The organism is Nonomuraea sp. JJY05 (assembly GCF_043496855.1).
In the GTDB taxonomy this organism is placed as follows: Bacteria; Actinomycetota; Actinomycetes; order Streptosporangiales; family Streptosporangiaceae; genus Nonomuraea.
In genome coordinates, this window is sequence record NZ_JBIEIS010000042.1 from 51298 (window position 1) to 71145 (window position 19848).

At 70.3% G+C, this 19848-nt stretch carries 19 protein-coding genes and 1 pseudogene; 5 read left to right on the top strand and 15 right to left on the bottom strand.

All coding sequences use genetic code 11. The annotated features are described in order from the left end of the window. Positions 1-66: 66 nt before the first annotated feature. The 14 genes from ACFKCF_RS46465 to ACFKCF_RS46530 form a co-directional block, all read right to left on the bottom strand. Complete coding sequence (locus ACFKCF_RS46465) at positions 67-1314, bottom strand: MFS transporter (RefSeq protein ID WP_394501781.1); 1248 nt, start codon at positions 1312-1314, stop codon at positions 67-69. Further along, the gene (locus ACFKCF_RS46470; RefSeq protein ID WP_394501782.1) at positions 1311-2570 is read right to left on the bottom strand and encodes an acetyl-CoA carboxylase biotin carboxylase subunit family protein; all 1260 of its coding nucleotides are present in this window, start codon (positions 2568-2570) and stop codon (positions 1311-1313) included. The genes ACFKCF_RS46465 and ACFKCF_RS46470 overlap by 4 nt, the downstream gene beginning before the upstream one ends. Beyond that, positions 2567-3127, bottom strand: a complete 561-nt coding sequence (locus ACFKCF_RS46475; RefSeq protein WP_394501783.1) for a cupin domain-containing protein — start codon at positions 3125-3127, stop codon at positions 2567-2569. The genes ACFKCF_RS46470 and ACFKCF_RS46475 overlap by 4 nt, the downstream gene beginning before the upstream one ends. Next, entirely contained in the window at positions 3127-4065 is a 939-nt protein-coding gene (locus ACFKCF_RS46480) for a hypothetical protein (RefSeq protein WP_394501784.1), read from the bottom strand. The genes ACFKCF_RS46475 and ACFKCF_RS46480 overlap by 1 nt, the downstream gene beginning before the upstream one ends. A 4-nt stretch (positions 4066-4069) precedes the next feature. Next, complete coding sequence (locus ACFKCF_RS46485; protein ID WP_394501785.1) at positions 4070-4525, bottom strand: GNAT family N-acetyltransferase; 456 nt, start codon at positions 4523-4525, stop codon at positions 4070-4072. Further along, the gene (locus ACFKCF_RS46490; protein WP_394501786.1) at positions 4526-5428 is read right to left on the bottom strand and encodes a hypothetical protein; all 903 of its coding nucleotides are present in this window, start codon (positions 5426-5428) and stop codon (positions 4526-4528) included. Next, entirely contained in the window at positions 5429-5707 is a 279-nt protein-coding gene (locus ACFKCF_RS46495; protein ID WP_394501787.1) for a hypothetical protein, read from the bottom strand. Further along, the gene (locus ACFKCF_RS46500; protein ID WP_394501788.1) at positions 5700-6611 is read right to left on the bottom strand and encodes a chlorinating enzyme; all 912 of its coding nucleotides are present in this window, start codon (positions 6609-6611) and stop codon (positions 5700-5702) included. Before ACFKCF_RS46500 ends, ACFKCF_RS46495 begins: the two co-directional genes overlap by 8 nt. Then, complete coding sequence (locus tag ACFKCF_RS46505; protein ID WP_394501789.1) at positions 6608-7531, bottom strand: amidohydrolase family protein; 924 nt, start codon at positions 7529-7531, stop codon at positions 6608-6610. Before ACFKCF_RS46505 ends, ACFKCF_RS46500 begins: the two co-directional genes overlap by 4 nt. Then, a complete protein-coding gene (locus tag ACFKCF_RS46510; RefSeq protein ID WP_394501790.1) occupies positions 7528-7758 on the bottom strand; it encodes an acyl carrier protein in 231 nt (76 codons plus the stop codon). The genes ACFKCF_RS46505 and ACFKCF_RS46510 overlap by 4 nt, the downstream gene beginning before the upstream one ends. Beyond that, positions 7755-9257 carry an AMP-binding protein gene (locus tag ACFKCF_RS46515; RefSeq protein ID WP_394501791.1) on the bottom strand — a complete coding sequence of 501 codons (1503 nt, stop codon included), beginning with the start codon at positions 9255-9257 and terminating at the stop codon, positions 7755-7757. Before ACFKCF_RS46515 ends, ACFKCF_RS46510 begins: the two co-directional genes overlap by 4 nt. After that, positions 9247-10047 carry a hypothetical protein gene (locus ACFKCF_RS46520; protein ID WP_394501792.1) on the bottom strand — a complete coding sequence of 267 codons (801 nt, stop codon included), beginning with the start codon at positions 10045-10047 and terminating at the stop codon, positions 9247-9249. The genes ACFKCF_RS46515 and ACFKCF_RS46520 overlap by 11 nt, the downstream gene beginning before the upstream one ends. Positions 10048-10594: 547 nt before the next feature. Continuing rightward, complete coding sequence (locus ACFKCF_RS46525; protein WP_394501793.1) at positions 10595-12193, bottom strand: GMC family oxidoreductase; 1599 nt, start codon at positions 12191-12193, stop codon at positions 10595-10597. Beyond that, entirely contained in the window at positions 12194-13030 is an 837-nt protein-coding gene (locus tag ACFKCF_RS46530) for a TauD/TfdA dioxygenase family protein (RefSeq protein WP_394501794.1), read from the bottom strand. A 327-nt stretch (positions 13031-13357) separates the two neighbouring features. On the opposite strand from ACFKCF_RS46530, the gene ACFKCF_RS46535 reads away from it, so the two are divergent. From ACFKCF_RS46535 to asnB, 5 genes and pseudogenes are all read left to right on the top strand, one after another. After that, the gene (locus ACFKCF_RS46535; RefSeq protein WP_394501795.1) at positions 13358-14053 is read left to right on the top strand and encodes a class I SAM-dependent methyltransferase; all 696 of its coding nucleotides are present in this window, start codon (positions 13358-13360) and stop codon (positions 14051-14053) included. Positions 14054-14074: 21 nt separating this feature from the next. Next, positions 14075-15298, top strand: a complete 1224-nt coding sequence (locus ACFKCF_RS46540; RefSeq protein ID WP_394501796.1) for a diaminopimelate decarboxylase — start codon at positions 14075-14077, stop codon at positions 15296-15298. Positions 15299-15300: 2 nt separating this feature from the next. Then, a complete protein-coding gene (locus ACFKCF_RS46545) occupies positions 15301-16119 on the top strand; it encodes a 2,3,4,5-tetrahydropyridine-2,6-dicarboxylate N-succinyltransferase (protein WP_394501797.1) in 819 nt (272 codons plus the stop codon). A 12-nt stretch (positions 16120-16131) separates the two neighbouring features. Then, a complete protein-coding gene (locus tag ACFKCF_RS46550; RefSeq protein WP_394501798.1) occupies positions 16132-17331 on the top strand; it encodes an aminotransferase class I/II-fold pyridoxal phosphate-dependent enzyme in 1200 nt (399 codons plus the stop codon). Next, positions 17328-19070 (top strand): annotated as a pseudogene (gene asnB, locus ACFKCF_RS46555) (asparagine synthase (glutamine-hydrolyzing)); the annotation flags it as partial. The gene ACFKCF_RS46550 and the pseudogene asnB, both read left to right, overlap by 4 nt. Here the strand turns inward: asnB and ACFKCF_RS46560 are convergent. Further along, positions 19018-19845, bottom strand: coding sequence for a polyprenol monophosphomannose synthase (locus ACFKCF_RS46560; protein WP_394501799.1), 828 nt, complete (start codon positions 19843-19845; stop codon positions 19018-19020). The pseudogene asnB and the gene ACFKCF_RS46560 overlap by 53 nt on opposite strands. Positions 19846-19848 lie beyond the last annotated feature (3 nt).

Here is a 19848-nt window from a genome sequence, read left to right on the forward strand (position 1 = left end):
CATCCGGCCGTGGCCGTCGAGGAAGAGGCGAGCGGGAAGGGCGGCCGCTCAGTGCATTGGGCATGCTCACCTGCCCGCCCCCGGCGGCTGACGCACGATGAGGTCGCGGACGCCGGCGCGCATGCCGAGGCAGGCGAGGACGCCGAGACCTGCGCACATCACCCAGACCGCGCCACCGACGTACTCGAACAGGGCCGTGCCGACGCTGGGGCCGACGGCCCAGCCCGCTGTCTGGCAGGTGGACAGCGCGCCGATGTAGCGGCTGCGCAAGGCGGAGGTCGGGGCGGCGAGGGCCGGATATGCGCCGATGGACGGGGCGCTGATGATCTCGCCGAGCGTCCAGACGACGGCTCCGAGGATGAAGATCCACGGGCCGAAGGGCAGGCCGAACAGGCCCAGGCCGACGCCGAGGAGCAGGCAGCCGGTGGCGACGGTGGCCCGCATGGAGAAGCGCTGGATGAGGGTAGTGAGCGGCAGTTCGACGAGAATCACGAGCGCGCCGTTGAGCGCGACGACCGCGCCGTAGAGCGCGGTCGGGTAGCCGCGTTGCTGCACCTCGAGCGGGAGCGTCGACTGGTACTGGACCTCGGCGACCGCCGTGATGAACATCCCGGCGAGGAACAGCAGGAACCGGCCGTCCCGCAGCAGATCGCGGTAACGGGCGGTGTCCTCGCGCGCGGCGGGGTCCTCGGGCGGGCGGTGGCCGGTCGCGGCCGGGATGACGAGCAGGACGACGACGGCGAAGAGCAGGTCGACGAGGGCGTTGACGGCGAAGACCACCTGGTAGGAGAACGCGGCGGCCAGCCATACGCCGAGCAGCGGGCCGATGGCGGCGCCGAGGTTGAGCCCGAATCGGCTGGCGGCCGAGGTCATCACGAGCCGCTGCGGCGGCGTCAGCTCGGCGAGCATCGTCGCCGCGGCCGGACGGTACATCTGCCCGAACGCGCCTGCAGCGAAGCTGACGATCAGCAACGGCACGATCTCCGTCACGGCGGCGAGCCCCGCCGTGGAGAGGCCGCACAGCAGCATCGACCACACGATCACCGCCCGAGCGCCGAACCTCCCTGTCACGCTGCCGCCGACGAACGTCCCCACGATCGACCCCACGCCGTACCCGGTGAGTACGAACCCCGCCTGGGCGGGGCTGTAGCCGATGCCGGTCAGGTACAGGACCAGGAAGAGCGCGACGAAGCTCCCCATCCGGTTCAGCGCGATGCCGAACAGCAGCACGATCGCCGACCGCGGCAGCTCGCGCAGCGTGCGGATCACTCCGGCGGGAGCACCGTCGGCAGGTGCCTTGGACACGTCGGTCATGCGGGGCTCCACGTGCAGCGCAACGCCGCCAGCGCCTGGTGGAGCGCGGCGGACAGCTCCTCACGGGTGGCCGCGGCGGCGGTGGCGAAGGCGATGCGGCCTTCCATGAGGTCCTTGTGCGGCAGCAGGACGACCTCGCCCGGGCGGACGAGCGGTACGGCCAGGCCCACCTCCGGCGGCAGGCCGGACTCGTCGAAGGCGATCTGCTCGACGCGGGTCTCGTGCCACGGCGGGTAGGCGAACCTGATCCCCGCGCACAGCGCGTGCGTCCGCGTGAGGTCGGGGGCCTCGCCACACGACACCGCGGCGAGAGCCAGGCCCGGGTCCACGCCGGAGGCGCTGTGGCACAGGTAGGACAGGAGGTCGCCGCCGAGCCGGCCGTTGATCTCGATGAGCTTCGGGCCCTCGTCGGTGAGCTTGAGTTCGGTGTGCGTGGCGCCGGTCGAGTACCCGATGGCCGCGTGGACATCGGTGAGGAAGCTAATGATCGCGGGGTCACCGAGCAGCGGGTCGTCCCCGCGCGTCCAGTGGCCGGTCTCCTCGAAGTACGGCGCGTAGCCCATCTCCTTGTGCGAGACGAAGACCGGCATGACCCGGCCGTCCCGCACGACGGAGTCGACGGCGATCTCCGGCCCGTTCAGGTACTCCTCGATCAGGACGGAGCGGTCCGGGGATCGCAGGCCGGCGGCCGGGAGCCGGTGCGCGGGGGCGAAGTGGTCGGCCAGTTCCTCGCCGTCGCGGACCAGCGCGACGGCCTGGCTCGCGACCCCGGCTCTGGGCTTGATCACGACCGGGTAGCCGAACTTCTCCGCCACGGCGCGCGCCTCACCCACGTCGGCGACCAGGGCGGACTGGGGCTGTGGCACACCGCGCGCGGCGAGGGCCGAGCGGGTGAGGTGCTTGTCGCGGCAGGCGCGGGCGGCGTCAGGGCCGGGGCCGGGCAGCCCGACGGCCGCCGCGGCGAGCGCGGTGCCGACGACGTGATCCTCGGCCCACGTCATGACCCCGGCAATGGCACCGTCGACAGCGCCGTCGGTGGTGCCGTCGGTGGTGCCTTGTGCCGCGACGTCCCGGACGGCGGCCACGATGCCGTCCGCCGTCATGCCGGGTACGACGCTCACCCCGGTGACATACGGCGTCTCCCACTCGGCCGGCCTGCCGATGACGAGGTGGACGTCGTAGCGCTCGCCGATCCGGCGCAGCATGAACTCCCGGTACAGGCGCGGCCCTGTCCCCACGACGACGAGCCTCTTCATGACGGTCGTTCCGCCCCGATGCCGACGAACGCCATCAGCGCCGGTGTCCCGGCCCGGTTGTGCCAGGCGTGCCGGGTGCCCTGCTGGACGACGCAGGCGCCGGGGGTGAGCCGCACCTCGTCGCCGGAGTCGAGTTCGAGCCACAGCTCGCCTTCGAGGCAGATGCCGTAGTCGAGGGTGTCGGTGGTGTGCATCCCCGAGGAGTCGCCGGGTTCGAAGGCGTCCATCAGCCCCGGGAGCCGCTCCTCGACCTCCGCGTCGATCTCGGCCTGCTCCTCGGGCGACGACACGGCCGGCAGTCCGGTGATCGCCGACGCGGGCGGGAAGCGCACGAGCAGGAGCCGCGTCCCACCGGTTCCGGCGAAGAACGGCAGCGTGATCGGGTCGGCGGCCTTCGGCCCGATGCTCGCGCCGCCGTCGGGGCTGCCCCACAGCAGGTACATCTCCTGGCCGGGCAGCGCGCGGGCCGTGATCGGCGCGACGGGCGTGTCACGTACGATCACCGCCGCACCGTCCGGGCGGAACCCGGTCACGACCAGGCGTGGATCGATCGCCATCAGACTCCCCCTTGTCCCCGCAGCCGCTTGAGCGTGTCCTCCTCCGCCGCGCGGAGTTCCGCGCACGCGGCGGCCACGCGGAACGCGTCCACCTGGCCGACCGCCTTGCCGATCATCAGCTGGTTCCTGATGTCCCGGCACCGGCCGACGAGGTCCGCGAGCGACGGCTCGACGTCCGCGTACGCCGGTTGCCGCGCGGCGAACTCCCGCAGGCAGGCCCGCGACCCCTCATACACCGAAAAAGCGTCATAAAGCAGGGCGATCGTGCGCGCAGGCGCGATCCACCGCGTCCCCAGCAGGTCCGCGACCCCGTCCAGGAGCGCGTACGTGTCGTCGTGCGTCCGGAGTACCTCGGCGAACGCCGCCGACGACCCGGTCACCGCCGCCGCCGCGTCGTACGGGCCGGCCGGGAACCAGCTGACGTGCCGCAGCTTCCCGTTGTCGTACGCCGCGGCGATGACGTCCTCGGGGTAGGCGTACCGGCACAGCACACTCGCCCGGTTGTCGTCGAGGATCGACCAGAGCCCGTCCGCGTACGAGGTGAGCGTGATCGTGTGGACGACGTGCTCGGTCCGGTACTCGGGGGTGTGCGGAAGGTAGTAGACGTCCACGAACAGGATCACGTAACCGGCGCGCTCGGCCGTGGCGAGGATGAGCTCGCGCGCCTGCGCGTAGGTGTCGAAGGGGACGTACTCGCGGACGATCCCGACGCGGGCGAGGGCCGCGGGGTCGAGAAGCTTGCTCTGGAAGTCGTATTTCGGGCGGCCGAGGCGGATGACCTGGTCGGCGATGTCGTCACCGCCGACCAGGCAGTTGTGGAAGACCAGCGGCAGGTCCGGGACCCGCTCGGCGAGCATGACCATGGCCTGCCGCTGGTAGCAGTTGAGGAACGACCGGTCGTATAACTGCTGGTCGTAGTCGTAGACGTCGTCCTTCATGTCGTCAGATCGTCCGGGTCATGAAGGCGCTGTGCGGGTCGGGGCCGTAGCCCGCGAACGGACCGCAGGGCTCGAAGCCGAACTTCTCGTACAACTTCCGCGCCCGCTCGAAGTGCTCGGTCGAGCCGGTCTCCAGGCTGAGCCGCTCGAGGCCCATCGCCTTGGCCTCCTCCAGCATGTGGGTGAGGAGCAGGCTCGCGACGCCGTCGCGCCGCCGCTCGCCGGCGGTGCGCATGGACTTGATCTCGCCGTGCTTGTCGTCGATGCGCTTGATCGCGCCGCAGCCGACGAGCTGGTCGCCGTCGTACACCGACCAGAACGTGACCTCCGGGATGCGCAGCCCGTCGAGGTCGAGCGCGTAGACGCTCTCGGCGGGGGTGATGGAGTGCATCTCCCGCAGGTGCTCCTCCAGGAACGCGGCGATCTCCGGCCCGCGCAGGTCGTCGACCACGATCTTCATTTAGCTTGCCTCCAGTAGTGCGCACGCGAAGAAGCCCGGTGCCGAGGCCTGCGCGAGGTAGAGCGCTCCTCGCTCCGGGCCGGACTTGTCGGTGTGGTCCATCAGGTTGATCAGCCAGTCGGCGTTACCGCAGTGACCGTACCGGGTCATCGACTCCTGGAAGTGCAGGAGCGCGCGGGCCTGCCCGGCGGCCATCGCGTTGAAGGTCACGATGGGAGCGAACAGGCTCGAGGTGAAGATCCTCGTGACGTCCTCCGGCACGCGGCCCGCCTGGCCGAACGCCTGGTCCAGCGCGGCCCGGGCGACCGCCTGCCGGGACGCGAACGTGTCCTCGCCGACCATGCCGGAGAAGTCCGCGGCGAGCCCGGTCCCGGCGAGCGTGAGGCCGCCGTGGTCACGGCTGATCAGGCAGCCCGCCACGGCGTCCCCGAAGACCGCGAAGGACTTCACCCGGTCGCGATCGTCCGGGGTGAAGTCCAGCGCCACCAGCACGACGTTGCGTGCCTCCGCACCGACCAGGCCCCAGCCGTACCGGAGGGCTTCGAGCGAGCTGCAGCACTGCTGGAGCGACACGATCGCGGGCACGCACGCCGTCAGCCCGGCGGCGCGCATGACCTCGACGGCGACGTCCCTCCCGAGCAGGCCGAGCACGCCGTCGGAGGTCGCGAGCACGAGCCGGTCCACCTCCCCCGCGCGGATTCCGTGCGTGCTCAGCACCTTCGCCACGCAGTCCACGACGTACGGGATGAGCGGCCCGGTCATCTTGCGGTACGTGCCCGTGCCCATCGCGGCGAACGCGGTGTCCGGCGACACCGCGCGCCACAGGTCCTCGAAGCCGGGGATGTCCTCGGGACGGCCCTCGGCGTCGCCGACGACGCACGCGAAGGACCCGATGCCGCCCACTCAGACCTCGGCCGGCGCGTACGCGTCGATTTCCGCGATCACCGACAGGATGCCGTCGATGTCCTCGAGCATCGGCACCCATTCGGGGCGCAACGCGATCTTCCCGTTCGCCTTCTCCTCGATGTAGCTGTTGACGAGGATGAGGATGTTGAGCGAGCTGATCCCGAGTTCGGCGCGCGACTTGCTCTGCGCGACCTCGTCGTAGGTGAGCTCAGGCGCCATCGGCTGCGTGCCGAGGAAGTCGACGAAGTTCCTGAGCCGGTCGTCGATGTCAGGCATCGGCGGCCACCCGCCTGAACTGGAAGCCGTTGAGGTTCTCGGTGTAGATGCGGTTGTAGCCGTACCTGTCCTCGCCGGAGACCAGGACGCAGCCGTGGTAGTCGAGAGCGATCTCGTCGCCGAACTCGACCAGCCTGTCCACGTGCTCGTACACCTTGGTCTGCGGGATAACGTACCTGGAGGCATAGCCGAGGCGGGTCTCGTTGCTGACGTTGGGCAGGGACCCGTGGACGCATTTCTCGACGAACAGGACGAACTGCCCAGGACCCATCTCCATCTCGACGACGTCCTCCTTCTCCGGGTCCCAGTCGGGGTCGAGCTGGAGCTCGGAGTAGTCGTAGCCGAAGAAGTCCGTCTTGCGCTGCGGGCTCTTGGTGAGGCGCTTGGCCTCGTCGTAGAACCAGCGCTTCTGGCTGCCGCGGATGAAGCGCAGGCAGCCGTTCTCGCGCTTGGCCGGGGAGAAGGCGGTCCAGACGCTGACGTCCTGGAGGACCGCGTCGTCGTCGCGGTCGTAGGCGAAGCTCAGCGACGGCGTGGCGGCGGTCGTGGTCTCGCCGACGATGTACTTCTCGACCTGGTGCCAGCCGGTGCCCGCGTCGCCCGGCTGCTTCTGGAAGATGTTGGACTTCCAGCAGATGATGTCCTCGCCCAGGAGCGAGCGCAGCTTGTTGACTATCTCCGGCCGCGAGATGTGCTCGGAGAGCGTGTCGCAGTCCAGGTGCCGGTCATAGTTGATGACCGTCGAGTTGTGCGGCTTGTTCTTCGACAGCGCCATCTCGATCATGGCCTTGCTCCAGATCTTCTGAGCCTCGTCGGGCTCGTAGAGATCGAAGGGGCCAACGTAGCCGTTGTCCTTGAAGAACTGGACCTGCTCGGCCGTGAGGCCGTCGGTCAACGATGTCATCTGCCTGTGCCCTTCTTGTCGAGGAGCCGTTTCGCGTTCTTCCACATGAACAGGTCGCGGTCGGCCTGGGTCATCTCAGCCGGGAAGGCTCCTTCGGCCGTGAGTCGTTCCACGAAGTTCGTCTGCTTGCCCTGCAGCCGGAAGATCGGCCAGTCCGTTCCGAACAGCACCTTGTGGTTGATGTTGCGGCGGAAGAACCGGTTGAGCCCGGCCACGCCGTCGGGGGCCTCGTAACCGCTGGCGTCGATGTAGACGTTCGGCCGGTTGTTGCAGAGCATCGCGCACTCGTCGGGATAGTGGACGCTGCCGTGCGCGAGCACGAAGTCCACGCCGGGGAAGTCCCGCGCGGGCCGGTCCACGTAGATGGGCAGCGCGATCTCGAAGTCGAGCGCCGGGGAGGTCGCGCCGATGTGCGACAGCACCGGCAGCCGGTGCTGCGCGCAGATCTCGTAGAACGGGTAGAGCGCCCTGTCGTCGAGGCGGTAGCCGCACGGCGGGTAGAGCTTCATGCCGTCGAAGCCGTACTCGACGACGGCCCGCTCGAACAGCGCGATCCCGTCGGCCCCCCAGCGCGGGTCGACGCCGGCCAGGACGCGGAAGCGGCCGGGATGCCGGTCGACCACCGCCTTGTGGTGATCGATGATCTCCTCGATGGAGTGCGTGCTGTCCTTGAGCGCGTAGGTGAAATCCGGCAGCAGCAGCACGGCCTCGTCGATCCCCGCCTCGTCCATCTCCTTCACGAGCTGGTCGCACAGCGGGTCCTGCAGGGTCGCGTCGTGCATGCGGCGCAGCCGCTCCTTCGTCGCGGGCAGGCCGCGCGCCTGCATGGCCGCGGCCATGTTGTCGAGGACCCCGTCGCGGAACGAGGGCGGGAAGCACATCTCGGCCGCGACGTGGCAGTGGAAGTCGATGATGGTCATGAGCCGGCCCCCAGGCAGATGCCGACGATGTCGTGCACGTACTCGGCCTCGATGAACTCCCCTATGTGGCTCATGGTGTCGATGCCGGTCTGCTCCTCAAGGACAAACACGATGCTCATGAGCCCGATCGAGTCGATGCCGAGGTCGTTCCTGAGGCTCATGGACGGCGCCACGTCGCGGCCGGGCAGAACGCTGGCGATGATCTGGCAGAGCGCCTCCTCGGTCACCTGTCGCCACTCCCCCAGACGGCGCGCACGACCGCGCCACGGTCGATCTTGAAGTTCCGGGTCAGCAGACCGCTCTCCACGGTGAGCTCCTCGGCCGGGCGGACGAGAGTCGTCGCGATCCGGTGCGACGGCTCGCGGTCCGCGTTCAGCTGCTTGATGTACGCCTCGATCTCGGCCGCCCTGCCGGCATCTTCGATCCAGACGACGCAGGCGAGCAGCGCGGCGCCGTCCGGCAGGGCCACCATGGCGCGGACGCCGGGAAAGGCGCGTTCGATGTCGGCCTCCAGCTCCGTCGGGTTGATCTTCACGCCACTCCGGGTGATGATCACGTTCTTCTTGCGGCCGGTGAGCCGCAGGAACCCGTCCTCGAGGACCCCGAGGTCGCCGGTGGCGATCCTGCCGTCGGCGAGGAAGACCGCGTCCTGCGTCTCGACGCCTTCGTACACGTACCCGACGACCTGCGGCCGTTCGGCGCGCACGACGACCTCGCCGTCGTCGCCGAGCTCGACGGCGATGCCGTCCACGGGCCGTCCTGCCGTGCCGGTCCGGGCCAGACCCGGTACGTTCATGGCGATCCAGCCGATCTCGGTGCTGCCGTAGAGCTCGTAGAGCGGCGCGCCGAGCTCCTGGAACATGGCGACCATGGCCGGCGGCACCGGCGCGGACCCGGTGTACATGAGCCGCACCCGCGACCCGTACATCGACAGCCACCCGCGGCCCCTGTCCAAGCGCTCGGCCGGGTCGGCGGCCATGACCCGGTTGTAGAGCAGTTCGTAGAAGGACGGCGGGCCGAGGATGATCGTGGGTTCCACGGCCTTGAAGGCCTGGAACATGATCTCCGGCGGGACGACGGTGGCCGCGCAGCCCGTCCAGATCGCGAGGTAGGTGAGGTAGCGCTGCTGGAAGTTCGAGTACGGCATCACGATCACGATGTCGTCGTCCGGCGTGACCTGCCACGCGCGGGCCGACAGCTCGACGGTGTTGGCGATGCCGTCGTCGGTGAGCAGCAGGCCCTTCTGCGTCCCCGCGGTCCCTGAGGAGAACGCGATCGTGCGCACGCCGGGCGGCAGCGCCGGAGCGTCGCCGTGCCGTACCGGGTCGAGCTTGACCGGCCGGTTCGTCAGGATCGCGGTGGCCGCGGGCAGGCCGGCCTCGTCCGGGAGCGCCCGGGTCACCAGCAGCGCGGCCAGCCGGTACGTGTCGACGAGCGCACCGATCTCCGCGGGATCGTGACGGTTCTCCGCGGGGATGGCGACGGGGACGCAGCCGAGGGCGAGCAGCGCGAGGTCGGCGAGGATCCACTCGTAGGAGTTCGGGCCGAGCACGCCGACGAGGTCACCCGGGCCGAGGCCGCTGTCGCGCAGCTCGGTCATGAGCCGGCCGGCGTCGTCGTGGATCTCGGCGTACGTCCTGACCAGCGTGCTCCCGTCCCGCGCCAGGAACCGCATCCGCTGCCCGGGGTGCTCGGCGAGCCTGTCCACCAAGGAGTCAACGAACATGGAGGTGTTCCTGGACGTACTCGACGGACTGCATGGGCCTGCGGCGTAACTCCTCGACCAGCGGTTCGAGGGGGCCGAGGCCGGCCGGGCCGTACGCGGCGTGGAAGGCGAGCGCGGGCCCGGGATCGGGCAGCAACAGGGTCTCGGCGAGGACGCGGGCCAGCGAGCGCAGCCCGGCGAGCACCGCGTCCGGCTCGCCGACGAGGACGGGACCGTCGAGCGCGAGCGCGCCGAGTTTCGCGAAGTAGGACAGCTGGAGGAACATGCCGTCGCTGTCGGGGAACGTGCCGAGCCCGCGGTCCACGTAACGCAGGCATTCGGCCAGGTAGTACGCGATGACGTCGGCCTGGTCCAGCCCGAGCGGCCCGGCCCACACCTCGGCGAGGACGAGGACGCCGAACACGTCGGCGGCCGTCTCCTGGAGCACCCCCACGACCCACGGGTCGGCCGTCCACAGCGGGGTGAAGTCCGTGGCGGGCCGGTGCACGAAGTGGCCGAACTCGTGGCTGAGCACGCCGAGCGTCGGAATGCCCGCGAACCGCTCGGCCGCCGGGTCGAACCCGTTGCCCACCCGCGCGTACCGGGCGGAGAGCGGCCCGGACACCGCGTCGAGGACGGCCCGGTGGGTGTTGCGGAAGTAGTAGGTCTTCTTGTACGGCGACTGGTCGACCCCCTCGTCCTCCGGCAGGAAGTACGCGATGTGTTTGGGGTGCAGGTTGCCCTCCCCCGCCATGAAGAACAGCCGGCTCGCGCCGAACGCCGGGAGGTCGCCGAGCCGCAGGTCCGCCATGAGCGCGGCAGGTACGGCTCGACCTTGTCCCGCTCGGCGAGCGCGGCGGCCACGTACTCCTGCCCCACGTCATCGCGGCGGCAGGCGAACGCCGTGGGCAGCCCGCCCGGGTCCTTGCCCGACCAGGTGCCGAGATGGCCCGCGACGAGCGTCACGTCCTCACGCAGTTCCGCGAGCTCGCTCAACGCCTCGGGCGGGTAGCCGTGCTCGACGGCATCGGCGCGCAGCGCGAGCGCGCGCCGATCGGCGTCGCCGGGCAGGTGCTTGGCGATGTCCCGCATGGCGGAGGCGACCAGCGCCGGGGCGTGGAAGCGCCGCCTTTCCCCCGAGTCCTCGGGCGGCCCCGCCGTCTCCTTGACCCGTTGCCAGTCGGCGTCGACGGCCGCCCGCAGCGTGGCCAGCCCGGCGAGGAAGCCGTCGCCGAGGTCCGGGGTCTCGGCCGCGAGGTCGAGGCAGGCCAGCTGGTAGCCGCCGGACGGCGGCCAGAAGGCGCTGCGCCAGTCACGGTAGGTACCGACGGCGGCGAGATTGCGTTCGTAGTCGAACCTCATGCGTTCTCCAGGGAATCGGCGATAACGAGCGCTGCGCCTTTTTCGCCGATCATCATGCTCGCGGCGTTCGTGTTGCCCGAGACCATGGTCGGCATCACCGAGGCGTCGATCACGCGCAGCCCGGACAGGCCGTGGACGCGCAGCCGGTGGTCGACGACCGCCATCGGGTCGGCGCCCATCCGGCACGTCCCCACCGGGTGGTAGGACGTGTCGCCGTTCTCCCGCGCGTAGGCGACCAGCTCGTCGTCGGTCCGGACGTCCGCCCCCGGGATCAGCTCGAACGCGCGGTACGCGTCGAGCGCGGGATCCTCGACGACGCGGCGCGCGATGCGCATCCCGGCGACCAGCCGGGCACGGTCGGCCTCGGCGGCGAGGAAGCGCGGCCTGATCGCGGGCGGCGCCATGGGGTCGGCGGAGCGGATGTGGATGGACCCGGCCGACTCGGGCCGCAGCGGATAGACGCCGACGGTCATGCCGGGAGCCGTGTCCAGCCGCCGGGTCGCCCCCGCGCCGTAGCTGGCCGGGGCGAAGTGGAACTGCAGGTCCGGCCGCGACTCGGCGTCGGACGAGCGGACGAACCCGTGGCCGAGCGCGATGGGCAGGCTGAGCAGCCCCCGGCGGCGCGTCACGTACGCCACCACCTCGCGGGCCAGGCGCGGGCCGCGCGAGCGCTCGTTGAAGGTGATGGGACGGCGGACCCGCCAGCGCAGCCGGGTCGCGTAGTGATCGCGGAAATTCTCGCCGACGCCGGGCAGATGGCGCACGACCGGCACCCCGGCCGCGGCGAGCACGTCGGCGGAGCCGATCCCCGACAGTTCGAGCAGCTGCGGCGACTGGACGGCTCCCGCGCTGACGATCACCTCGCGCCCGCAGCCGGCCTGCCGGGCCCGGCCCTGGTGGCGGAAGCTGACGCCGACGCAGCGCGAGCCCTCGAACCGCAGCCCGGTGACATGCGCGTCGGTGAGCACGAGCAGGTTGGGCCGCCGCAGCGCACGGCGAAGATACGTCCCCGCGACCGACGAGCGGCGGCCACGGTCGTGGTTGACCTGGTAGTAGCCGAAGCCCTCCTGGTCACCGGAGTTGTAGTCGGGGTTCTCCCGGTATCCGGCCTTCTGCGCGGCCAGCAGGAACGCGTCGCACAGCTCGTCACGCTCGCGCGGCAGGCCGACGCTGATCAGCCCGTCGCTCCCCCGGCTCGGCCCGCCGATCCCCGTGCTCTCCAAGCTCCTGAAGTACGGCAGGACGCCGGCCCACGACCAGCCGGGGTTGCCGAGGCGCTCCCACTCGTCGTAGTCCTCGCGCTGGCCGCGCACGAAGATCATGCCGTTGATCTGGTTGGATCCGCCGAGCAGGCGCCCGCGCGGGATGCGCAGGGTCCGGCCGCCGATCGTCGGGTCGGCGTCGGTCTCGAAGCACCAGTCGTACCTGGGGTTGCCCATGAGGATGGTCTCCGCGGCCGGGATCGACAGCAGCGGGCTGCGCCGCCGCGACCCCGACTCCAGCAGGAGCACCCGCGTGCCGGGGTCCTCCGACAGCCGCGACGCGAGCACGCACCCCGCCGCGCCCGCCCCCACGATGATGTAGTCCGCCCGCATCTAACCGGCCGCCGCGAGGGTGGTCCGGTGCATCAGGCGCCGGTGGTTGACGTGGTCGTAGGGGGTGGCCCGGTGCATGGCGCTGCGGTTGTCCCACAGGACGATGTCGCCGGCCCGCCACCGGTGGCGATAGGTGAACCGCGGCATCGTGGCGAACTCCTGCAGGAACGTGATCAGCGGCCGGCTCTCGTCCTCGGACATCCCCTCGATCCGCCACGGCACGTTGCCGCCGACGTACAGGGCCTTGCGTCCGCTCACCTCGTGCACCTTCACGATCGGGTGCGCGACGTCCGCCCACTCCTCGCGTTCCTTCGCGGTGGGCGGCGGCCGGTCCGGGTAGTTGTAGGGCCGGGACCGGACCCGGCTGATGATGACCTTGAGATCGGCGATGCGGGTCTTGACCTTGTCCGGGAGCGCGTCGTAGGCGGCGAACATGTTGCCGTACCACGTGTCCCCGCCGACCGGCGGCACCTCGCGCGCGTACAGCATCGACCCCGCCGGCGGGGAGGTCAGGTACGCGCCGTCGCTGTGCCACACCCGGCCGCTGTACGCCGAGCCGATCGGCTTGCCGTCGCGGGTCAGATTCGACAGGACGAGGATCTCGGGATGGTCGTCGGCGTTGAACTGGGACCGGGTGTAAGTGACCACCTGACCGAACCTGCGGCTGAACTCCACCTGTTCGCCCGGAGTCATTTCCTGGCCTCTGATCAACAAAATCGTCGTGTCGATCCAGGCGCGATAGATGCGCTCGAAATCATCGTCGGAAATGTAACCGGTGACATCGATCCCACGGACTTCAGTGCCAATACCCGCCGTGATGGGAATCAACTCAAGCACGGCCGGAGCATACGGGGCGGCCGCCGCGCGGCGCAAGGAGCCGGGAAACTTTCATTTGCCGTAATCGGCCCGGCGAGCGGCCCTAATAAGTGTTGCGACAAAAACCGCACACCGGCACTGAACAGCGAGTTTACATGTTACAAACTTCTCACACCCAGCCGATCGGCGTGCGCCCGCTCCCGATGCGACCGGAATTGGACAGAAGCCTTTGCCCGCCGTCGGCCGCGTGTTACGCTCCTGCCGCTTGTCCGACGGCCGGAAACTCAACGGCGAGAAATCCGCCCCGCCGGCACGGCTTTGACACCGGTCAACCCAGGGAGGGAAAGGGTGCCGCAATCCAGACCGGAGCTGGCGAGCATTCACGACTATTATTGTCTGCCCCGCTCCGTCGGCTCCGCCTCGCAGAGCATCTACGACATTTGGGAGAGCGGTGGCGCTTTCAACGACTCCATCACCCCGTCGACCTACGTCCCCGAGTACCGTTCGCACATCGTCCTCAAGATCCTCATGCTGACCGCGCCCGAGGCGGCGGTGCTGTCGCTCGGCTGCGGCAACGGCTTCGTCGAAGGCGACCTCGCCGCGCACGGCTGCGACGTGCGCGCCATCGACTGCAACGCCGAAGCCGTCGAGCTGACCAGGAAGAAGGGGGTCGACGCCCGCACCGTCGACTTCTTCGACCTGCGTCCGGTCGACACCGCCGACGTCTCGGCCGTCTACGCCGACGGCCTGCTCGGCCACCTCTTCGACGCGGCCGGGGAACTGGCCCCCGCCCTCGGCAAACTGCGCGACCTGGCCCTGCGGCCGGGAACGTACCTGGTCCTGTCCAACGACGCGCCCCGCGACGCCAAGGCCGACTTCGCGCCGCACGAGCACGTGGCCGGGTTCTGGTTCATCGCCAAGGACTATCTGCACAAGAGCCTGATTTCTTTCGGCTTCGAACCGGTGGAAAGCTATTATTTTCCGTATCTGCGGCCGGTGAGCGGAATACGCAACCGGACGATCTGCGTCGCACGCGTACCATGAGGATCGGATCCCGCCGTGCCGATGTCGGCTGAATTCTCCGAGCGACTGCTGCCGCTGCTCCCCGATCTCGTCGCGGATTTCGGCACGCCATTCCACATCTACGACGCGCGCGGCATCGTGGCCACCCACGAGTCGATGGTGCGCGCATTCGGCGACGCCTCGTACCGGCAATATTTCGCGGTGAAGGCGTTGCCGAACCCGAATGTCCTGGCGTTGCTGCGCGCCGCCGGAAGTGGTTTCGACTGCTCGTCGGCAGTGGAAGTGCGCCTTGCCGAGACGGTCGGCGCGCAGGCCGGCGACATCGTGTTCACCTCCAACAACACCGCGCTGCCCGAATATCGGCGGGCCCGCGCCGCGGGCGCGCTGATAACGTTCGACGACAGGTCGTTCGCGGAGAAAGTCGACGAACTTCCCGGGACCGTCGCCTTTCGCATCTCCCCCACCGGTCTCGCCGCCGGTTGCGCGCTCATGGGCAACGCGGCGCACAGCAAGTTCGGCGTGCCCGTGCACGAGCTCGCCGGCGCGTACGAGGGCGCCGTCGCCCGTGGCGCGCGACGGTTCGGCATCCACGGCATGACCTGCGCCAACGAGCTCGACACCGGCCGCGCCGCGCGGGCGGCCGCCGACGTCATCCGGCACGGCGCGCGGGTCGCCGAGGTGGTCGGGATCGAGCTCGAGTACGTGAACGTCGGCGGCGGGCTCGGCATCCCTTACCACGAGGACGACAAACCCATCGACTTCGCCGCGTACGCGGACGAGATCCTCGCCGCCCGGGAGGAGTTCTTCGGCCCCGGCGGGCCGCGCATCCTCACCGAGATCGGCCGGTACGTGACCGGCCCGCACGGCGTCCTCGTCACCCGCGTCATCAACCGCTGCCGCAAAGGCCACGAGATCGTCGGCCTGGACGCCTCGATGTCGTCACTGATGCGGCCCGCCATGTATGGCGCGTACCACCACATCTCCCTCCCCTACGCCGAGGGGAGGGAGCTCGGCAGGTTCGACGTCGTCGGCGCGCTCTGCGAGAACCTGGACAAGTTCGCCGTCGACCGCGAGCTGCCCGAGCCCCGCGACGGCGACATCGCGCTCATCCACGACACCGGAGCCCACGGTCACGCCATGGGCTTCACCTACAACGGCCGCCTGCGTCCCGCCGAGCTGATGCTCACCGACGGCGGCGACGTGGTGGAGATCCGGCGGGCCGAAACCTACGACGACTACATCGCGACCGTCCGCTGGGGAGTGTGACCTTGAACAGGAGCTTGGTCGAGAGCGCCTTCGAGCGGCGGGAGTCGTTGTCCGAGGACGAGCTGGCGGCCCTCGCGCCGCACGTCGCCGCCGGACTCGCGGCCCTCGACCGGGGCGAGCTGCGCGCGGCGCGCCCGGAGGGGCCGGAGTGGGTGGTCGACACGTTCGTGAAGAAGCTCATTCTGCTGTCGTTCCTGATCAGCCGGAACGAGGTCGGGTCCGGCGGGGCGCGACGGCCGAAGAGCTTCGACAAGATCGCGCTCAAGTTCGAGACCTGGGACGACGCCGTCTTCCGCGACGCGCGCCTGCGCGTGGTGCCCGGCGCAGTCGTCCGCCTCGGCGCGTACGTGGCGCCCGGGGCCGTGCTGATGCCGTGTTTCGTCAACGTCGGCGCCTACATCGGCCCGGGCACGATGATCGACACGTGGGCCACCGTCGGCTCCTGCGCGCAGATCGGTGCACGCTGCCACATCTCCGGCGGAGCCGGTATCGGCGGCGTCCTCGAACCCCTCGGTGAGCAGCCCGTCATCGTCGAGGACGACGTCTTCGTCGGCGCGCGCTCGGAAATCGCCGAGGGCGTGGTCGTACGGCGTGGCGCCGTGATCGGCATGGGGGTCTTCCTGGGGAGATCCACCCCCATCGTCGACCGCGCCACGGGAAAGGTCACCTACGGCGAGGTCCCCGAGAACGCGGTCGTCGTCCCGGGCTCCCGCATCGACGCAAACAATCCCGATATATCGGTGTATGCGGCGATCATCGTCAAGCACGCCGACGACCGCACCCGCGGCAAGACGGCCCTCAACGACCTCGTCCGGGACTGAGCCCCTTCCTTCATGCCATCGACTCGATCAACCTCGTCGCCGAGCGCCTTCGACCGGCTGCGCGCGCTCCTGGCGGGAATCCCCGCACCCGCCGGCGTCACCCCGATCCCCCTCCACCTCGGCGAGGCCCGCCTCGTCACGCCGCCGGTGGACGGCCGGCTCCTGGGTGACGTGGCCGGCTGGACGCGATACCCCCCGCTCGGCGGCACGCCCGAACTCCGCGCCGCCTACACGGGCTGGCTGGAACGCCGCTTCGGCAGCCACCTCGGCGCCGCCGTACGCGAAGGATCGCTCGCGATCGAGCCGTCCCCCGGCACGAAGCAGGCCGTCGCGGCCGCCATCGCCCTGGCAGTCTCCGCGGACATGCACTCGCCCGCTCCGGCGGTCGTCCTGCCCAATCCGTTCTATCCCACCTACCACGCGGCGGTGGAGGCGGCGGGAGGCCGGGCGATCTTCTACGGCGACGCGTCGGAGGTCGCCGCCGCCGTGGCCGCGCGGCGGGACGTCGCGGCGGTCGTCGTCTGCTCACCGGGCAATCCGCGCGGCGAGACGCATGCCCCCGGCAGGGTGCGCGCGATCAGCGCCGCGACGCGGGCGGCCGGTGCGCTGCTCATCGTCGACGAGTGCTACATCGACCTCGTCCACGGCTCGGGCGCGGGCGGCGGATTCCTGACGTCCGGCAGGGCGAGCGACGCGGGACGCTTCCTGGTGCTCCACAGCCTGTCCAAGCGATCCGGGATGCCGGGCCTGCGGTCCGGGTTCGTGATCGGGGATCCGGCGAGCGTGGCGGCGTACGCGAACCACAACCGAACCTGCGGCGTCTCGCCGGCCGAGCCGGTCTGCGCGGTGGCGGCGCGGTTGTGGGCGGATGACGCGCACGTCGCGCGCCTGCGGTCGGCCGTGAGCGCGAACTGGGATATCGCGGATGAACTGCTCGGCGAGCTCACCGGTTATGAGCGGGCCGAGGCGGGCTTCTTCCTCTGGTTCCCCGTACCGGACGACGAGGAGGCGGCGCGCCGGCTGTGGCGTGAAGAAGCGGTGACGGCGATGCCGGGGCGCTACCTCGGCGCGGCCACCGACTGCGGGGCCAACCCCGGCGCGGGTCACCTGCGCATCGCGCTCGTCCACGCGCCGGAACGCACCCGCGAGGCACTGACCCGCGTACGGCGGGTGCTCGGACCTACTACGACTGCAGGGGAGCTGACCAGATGAGCGGCGGTCTCATCGGATGGATCGACCTAGGACGCGATCTCACGGAACGGGCGGACGTCGTGCACGCCATGACGGACACGATGCGCGATCGCGGGCCCGACGGCGGCGCGGCCCACATCACCCGGCACGCGGCGCTGGCCCATCGCCGCCTCACGACCCCGGGCACCGCCCAGGGCCGTCAACCGGCGCTGTTCTCGCCGCGCCGCGACCTCTCCTCGGACGAGGAGAGCGTCATACTCGTGTACGACGGCGCGATCTACAACCTGGCCGCTCTGCGCCGCTCCCTCGGCCTGCCCTCCGTGGCCACCGACACCGATGTGCTGCTCCACGCCTACCTGACGCGCGGCGCGGACTTCGTCGGCCGCCTGGTCGGCGCGTTCGCGATGGCGATCTGGGACGGGCGGGAGCGGCGGTTGCTGCTGGCACGGGACCACCTGGGGCTGAAGCCGCTCTACTACCACCCCTATCCCGGCGGGATCCTGTTCGCCTCCCTCCCGAAGGGGATCATGGCGAATCCGCTGTTCACCCCGCGTCTCGACCGGTCGCTGATGACGATCGCACTGCAGCCGCGCCTGACGCTCGCCGGTGAGACGCCGCTCGTCGGCGTGCATGAGGTGAAACCCGCGCACGTCATCACGTACACGCCCGATCACGGGCCGGTTTCGCGCGCGTACTGGCGGCTGACGAGCGAGCCGCACGACCACACGCCCGCCGAGACCGCCGAGCGCGTGCGGGAGCTGTTCCATGACGCCGTGGCGGGCCAGTTGCCCGCGTCGGGGCCGTGCGGCGCGATGCTGTCCGGCGGCGTCGACTCGACGTCGGTGGCGGCGCTGGCGGCGCGGCTGCTGCCGCGCACGCTCGATACGTACTGCGTCGAGTTCGACAGCGACAAGGCGCACTTCGCGCCGACCGAGCTGCGACCGGACGTGGACGCGCCGTACGCCGCGGCGGCCGCGGAGTTCATGGGGAGCAGGCACACCACGCTCACGGCGACGATGCCGGACCTGCTCGCCGTGATCCCGGCGACGCGCCGCGCGCGTGACCTGCCCGGGTGGGGGCAGTTCGACGCGTCGATGTACCTGCTGTTCCAGCGGATGCGGCAGGACACCAAGGTGGCGCTGTCCGGCGAGGCGGCGGACGAGTTCTTCGGCGGGTATCCGTACCTTTTCAAGACCGAGCTGATCCGGCGCGACACCTTCCCGTGGCTCGGGGACGGGCCGAAACTCGCCGACTTCCTCGTGCCGGAGCTCGCGCGGGACGGCGACGAGAAGGCGCGCTACGCGCAACTCCTCGGCGAGGTGCCGCGCCTGCCCGGTGAGGAGGGGCTGGACGCGCGGATGCGGGAGGTGCTGTATCTCGGGATGGCCGGGCCGCTCGCCGTCGTGCTCGACCGCAAGGAGCGGATGAGCGCGGCCCAGGGACTGCACGTGCGGCTGCCGTTCTGCGACCACCGGCTCGTCCAGTACGTCTGGAACGTCCCCTGGTCGATGAAGTGCGCGGGCGGGTTGAAGAGCCTGCTCAAGGACGCGATGGCCGACATCCTCCCGCCGACGACGCTGACCCGGCAGAAGAGCGCGTACCCGCACGTCCAGAACCCGGCTCACGATCGGGCGCTGGTGCGCGAGGCGAAGTGGATAGTGAACGCGAGCGAGTCGCCGCTGCGTCCGATGTTCGACACGCCGCGCCTCAACGGCCTGCTGAGACAGATCGCCGGCGGCGAGCTGCACGCGCAGCTGCCGGGCGGGGCGAGCGCCGCCCAGCTGCTGGTGCAGCTTGTGGAGCTGAACGCGTGGGTGCGTGAATATCGCGTGTCCGTATCCTGAGGGCCCACAGGGTCACCCGCCAGAGCGCCTCGAAGAGGACACCACCGCTCATCTTGCTCGCCCCGCTCGTACGGTCGACGAAGGTGATCGGCACCTCCGCCACCGCGCATCCGTGACGTACGGCTCGCAGCGTGAGGTCCACCTGGAAGCAGTAGCCCCGCGACTCCACACCGCCGAGCAGGATCTTCCTGAGCGCGGCCGCCCGGTAGACGCGGAACCCGCCGGTGGCGTCGGCGACGGGAAGCCGGAGCGCCACCCGTACGTAGCGGTTCGCGAGTCGTGAGAGCAGCTCCCGTCTGCGCGGCCAGTTCGCCACACGGCCGCCGGGCACCCAGCGGGAGCCGATGACGAGATCGGCCCGCTCCGCCGCGTTCAGCAGGGCGGGGAGCCGCTCGGGAGGGTGCGAGCCGTCGGCGTCGATCTCCACCAGCAGGTCGAACCCCCGGGCGAGTCCCCAGCGGAAGCCCGCCACGTACGCGGCGCCCAGCCCTTCCTTGCGGTCCCGATGCAGGACGTGCACGCCGTCGAGTTCGGCCGCGAGCCTGTCCGCGATCGGGCCCGTCCCGTCGGGGCTGTTGTCGTCGACGACGAGAACGTGGGCGGCGGGTACGGCTGCGCGGATCCTGCCGACGATGCCCGGGAGAGTGTCTCGTTCGTTGTAGGTCGGCGTGATGACCAGGACGTTGCTCATGAT

Bases quoted from the DNA above. Each gene is read 5' to 3' on its own strand.
- ACFKCF_RS46465 (WP_394501781.1), bottom strand. From the start codon at position 1,314: ATGACCGACGTGTCCAAGGCACCTGCCGACGGTGCTCCCGCCGGAGTG.
- ACFKCF_RS46470 (WP_394501782.1), bottom strand. From the start codon at position 2,570: ATGAAGAGGCTCGTCGTCGTGGGGACAGGGCCGCGCCTGTACCGGGAG.
- ACFKCF_RS46475 (WP_394501783.1), bottom strand. From the start codon at position 3,127: ATGGCGATCGATCCACGCCTGGTCGTGACCGGGTTCCGCCCGGACGGT.
- ACFKCF_RS46480 (WP_394501784.1), bottom strand. From the start codon at position 4,065: ATGAAGGACGACGTCTACGACTACGACCAGCAGTTATACGACCGGTCG.
- ACFKCF_RS46485 (WP_394501785.1), bottom strand. From the start codon at position 4,525: ATGAAGATCGTGGTCGACGACCTGCGCGGGCCGGAGATCGCCGCGTTC.
- ACFKCF_RS46495 (WP_394501787.1), bottom strand. From the start codon at position 5,707: ATGCCTGACATCGACGACCGGCTCAGGAACTTCGTCGACTTCCTCGGC.
- ACFKCF_RS46500 (WP_394501788.1), bottom strand. From the start codon at position 6,611: ATGACATCGTTGACCGACGGCCTCACGGCCGAGCAGGTCCAGTTCTTC.
- ACFKCF_RS46505 (WP_394501789.1), bottom strand. From the start codon at position 7,531: ATGACCATCATCGACTTCCACTGCCACGTCGCGGCCGAGATGTGCTTC.
- ACFKCF_RS46515 (WP_394501791.1), bottom strand. From the start codon at position 9,257: ATGTTCGTTGACTCCTTGGTGGACAGGCTCGCCGAGCACCCCGGGCAG.
- ACFKCF_RS46520 (WP_394501792.1), bottom strand. From the start codon at position 10,047: ATGGCGGACCTGCGGCTCGGCGACCTCCCGGCGTTCGGCGCGAGCCGG.
- ACFKCF_RS46525 (WP_394501793.1), bottom strand. From the start codon at position 12,193: ATGCGGGCGGACTACATCATCGTGGGGGCGGGCGCGGCGGGGTGCGTG.
- ACFKCF_RS46540 (WP_394501796.1), top strand. From the start codon at position 14,075: ATGTCGGCTGAATTCTCCGAGCGACTGCTGCCGCTGCTCCCCGATCTC.
- ACFKCF_RS46550 (WP_394501798.1), top strand. From the start codon at position 16,132: ATGCCATCGACTCGATCAACCTCGTCGCCGAGCGCCTTCGACCGGCTG.
- ACFKCF_RS46560 (WP_394501799.1), bottom strand. From the start codon at position 19,845: ATGAGCAACGTCCTGGTCATCACGCCGACCTACAACGAACGAGACACT.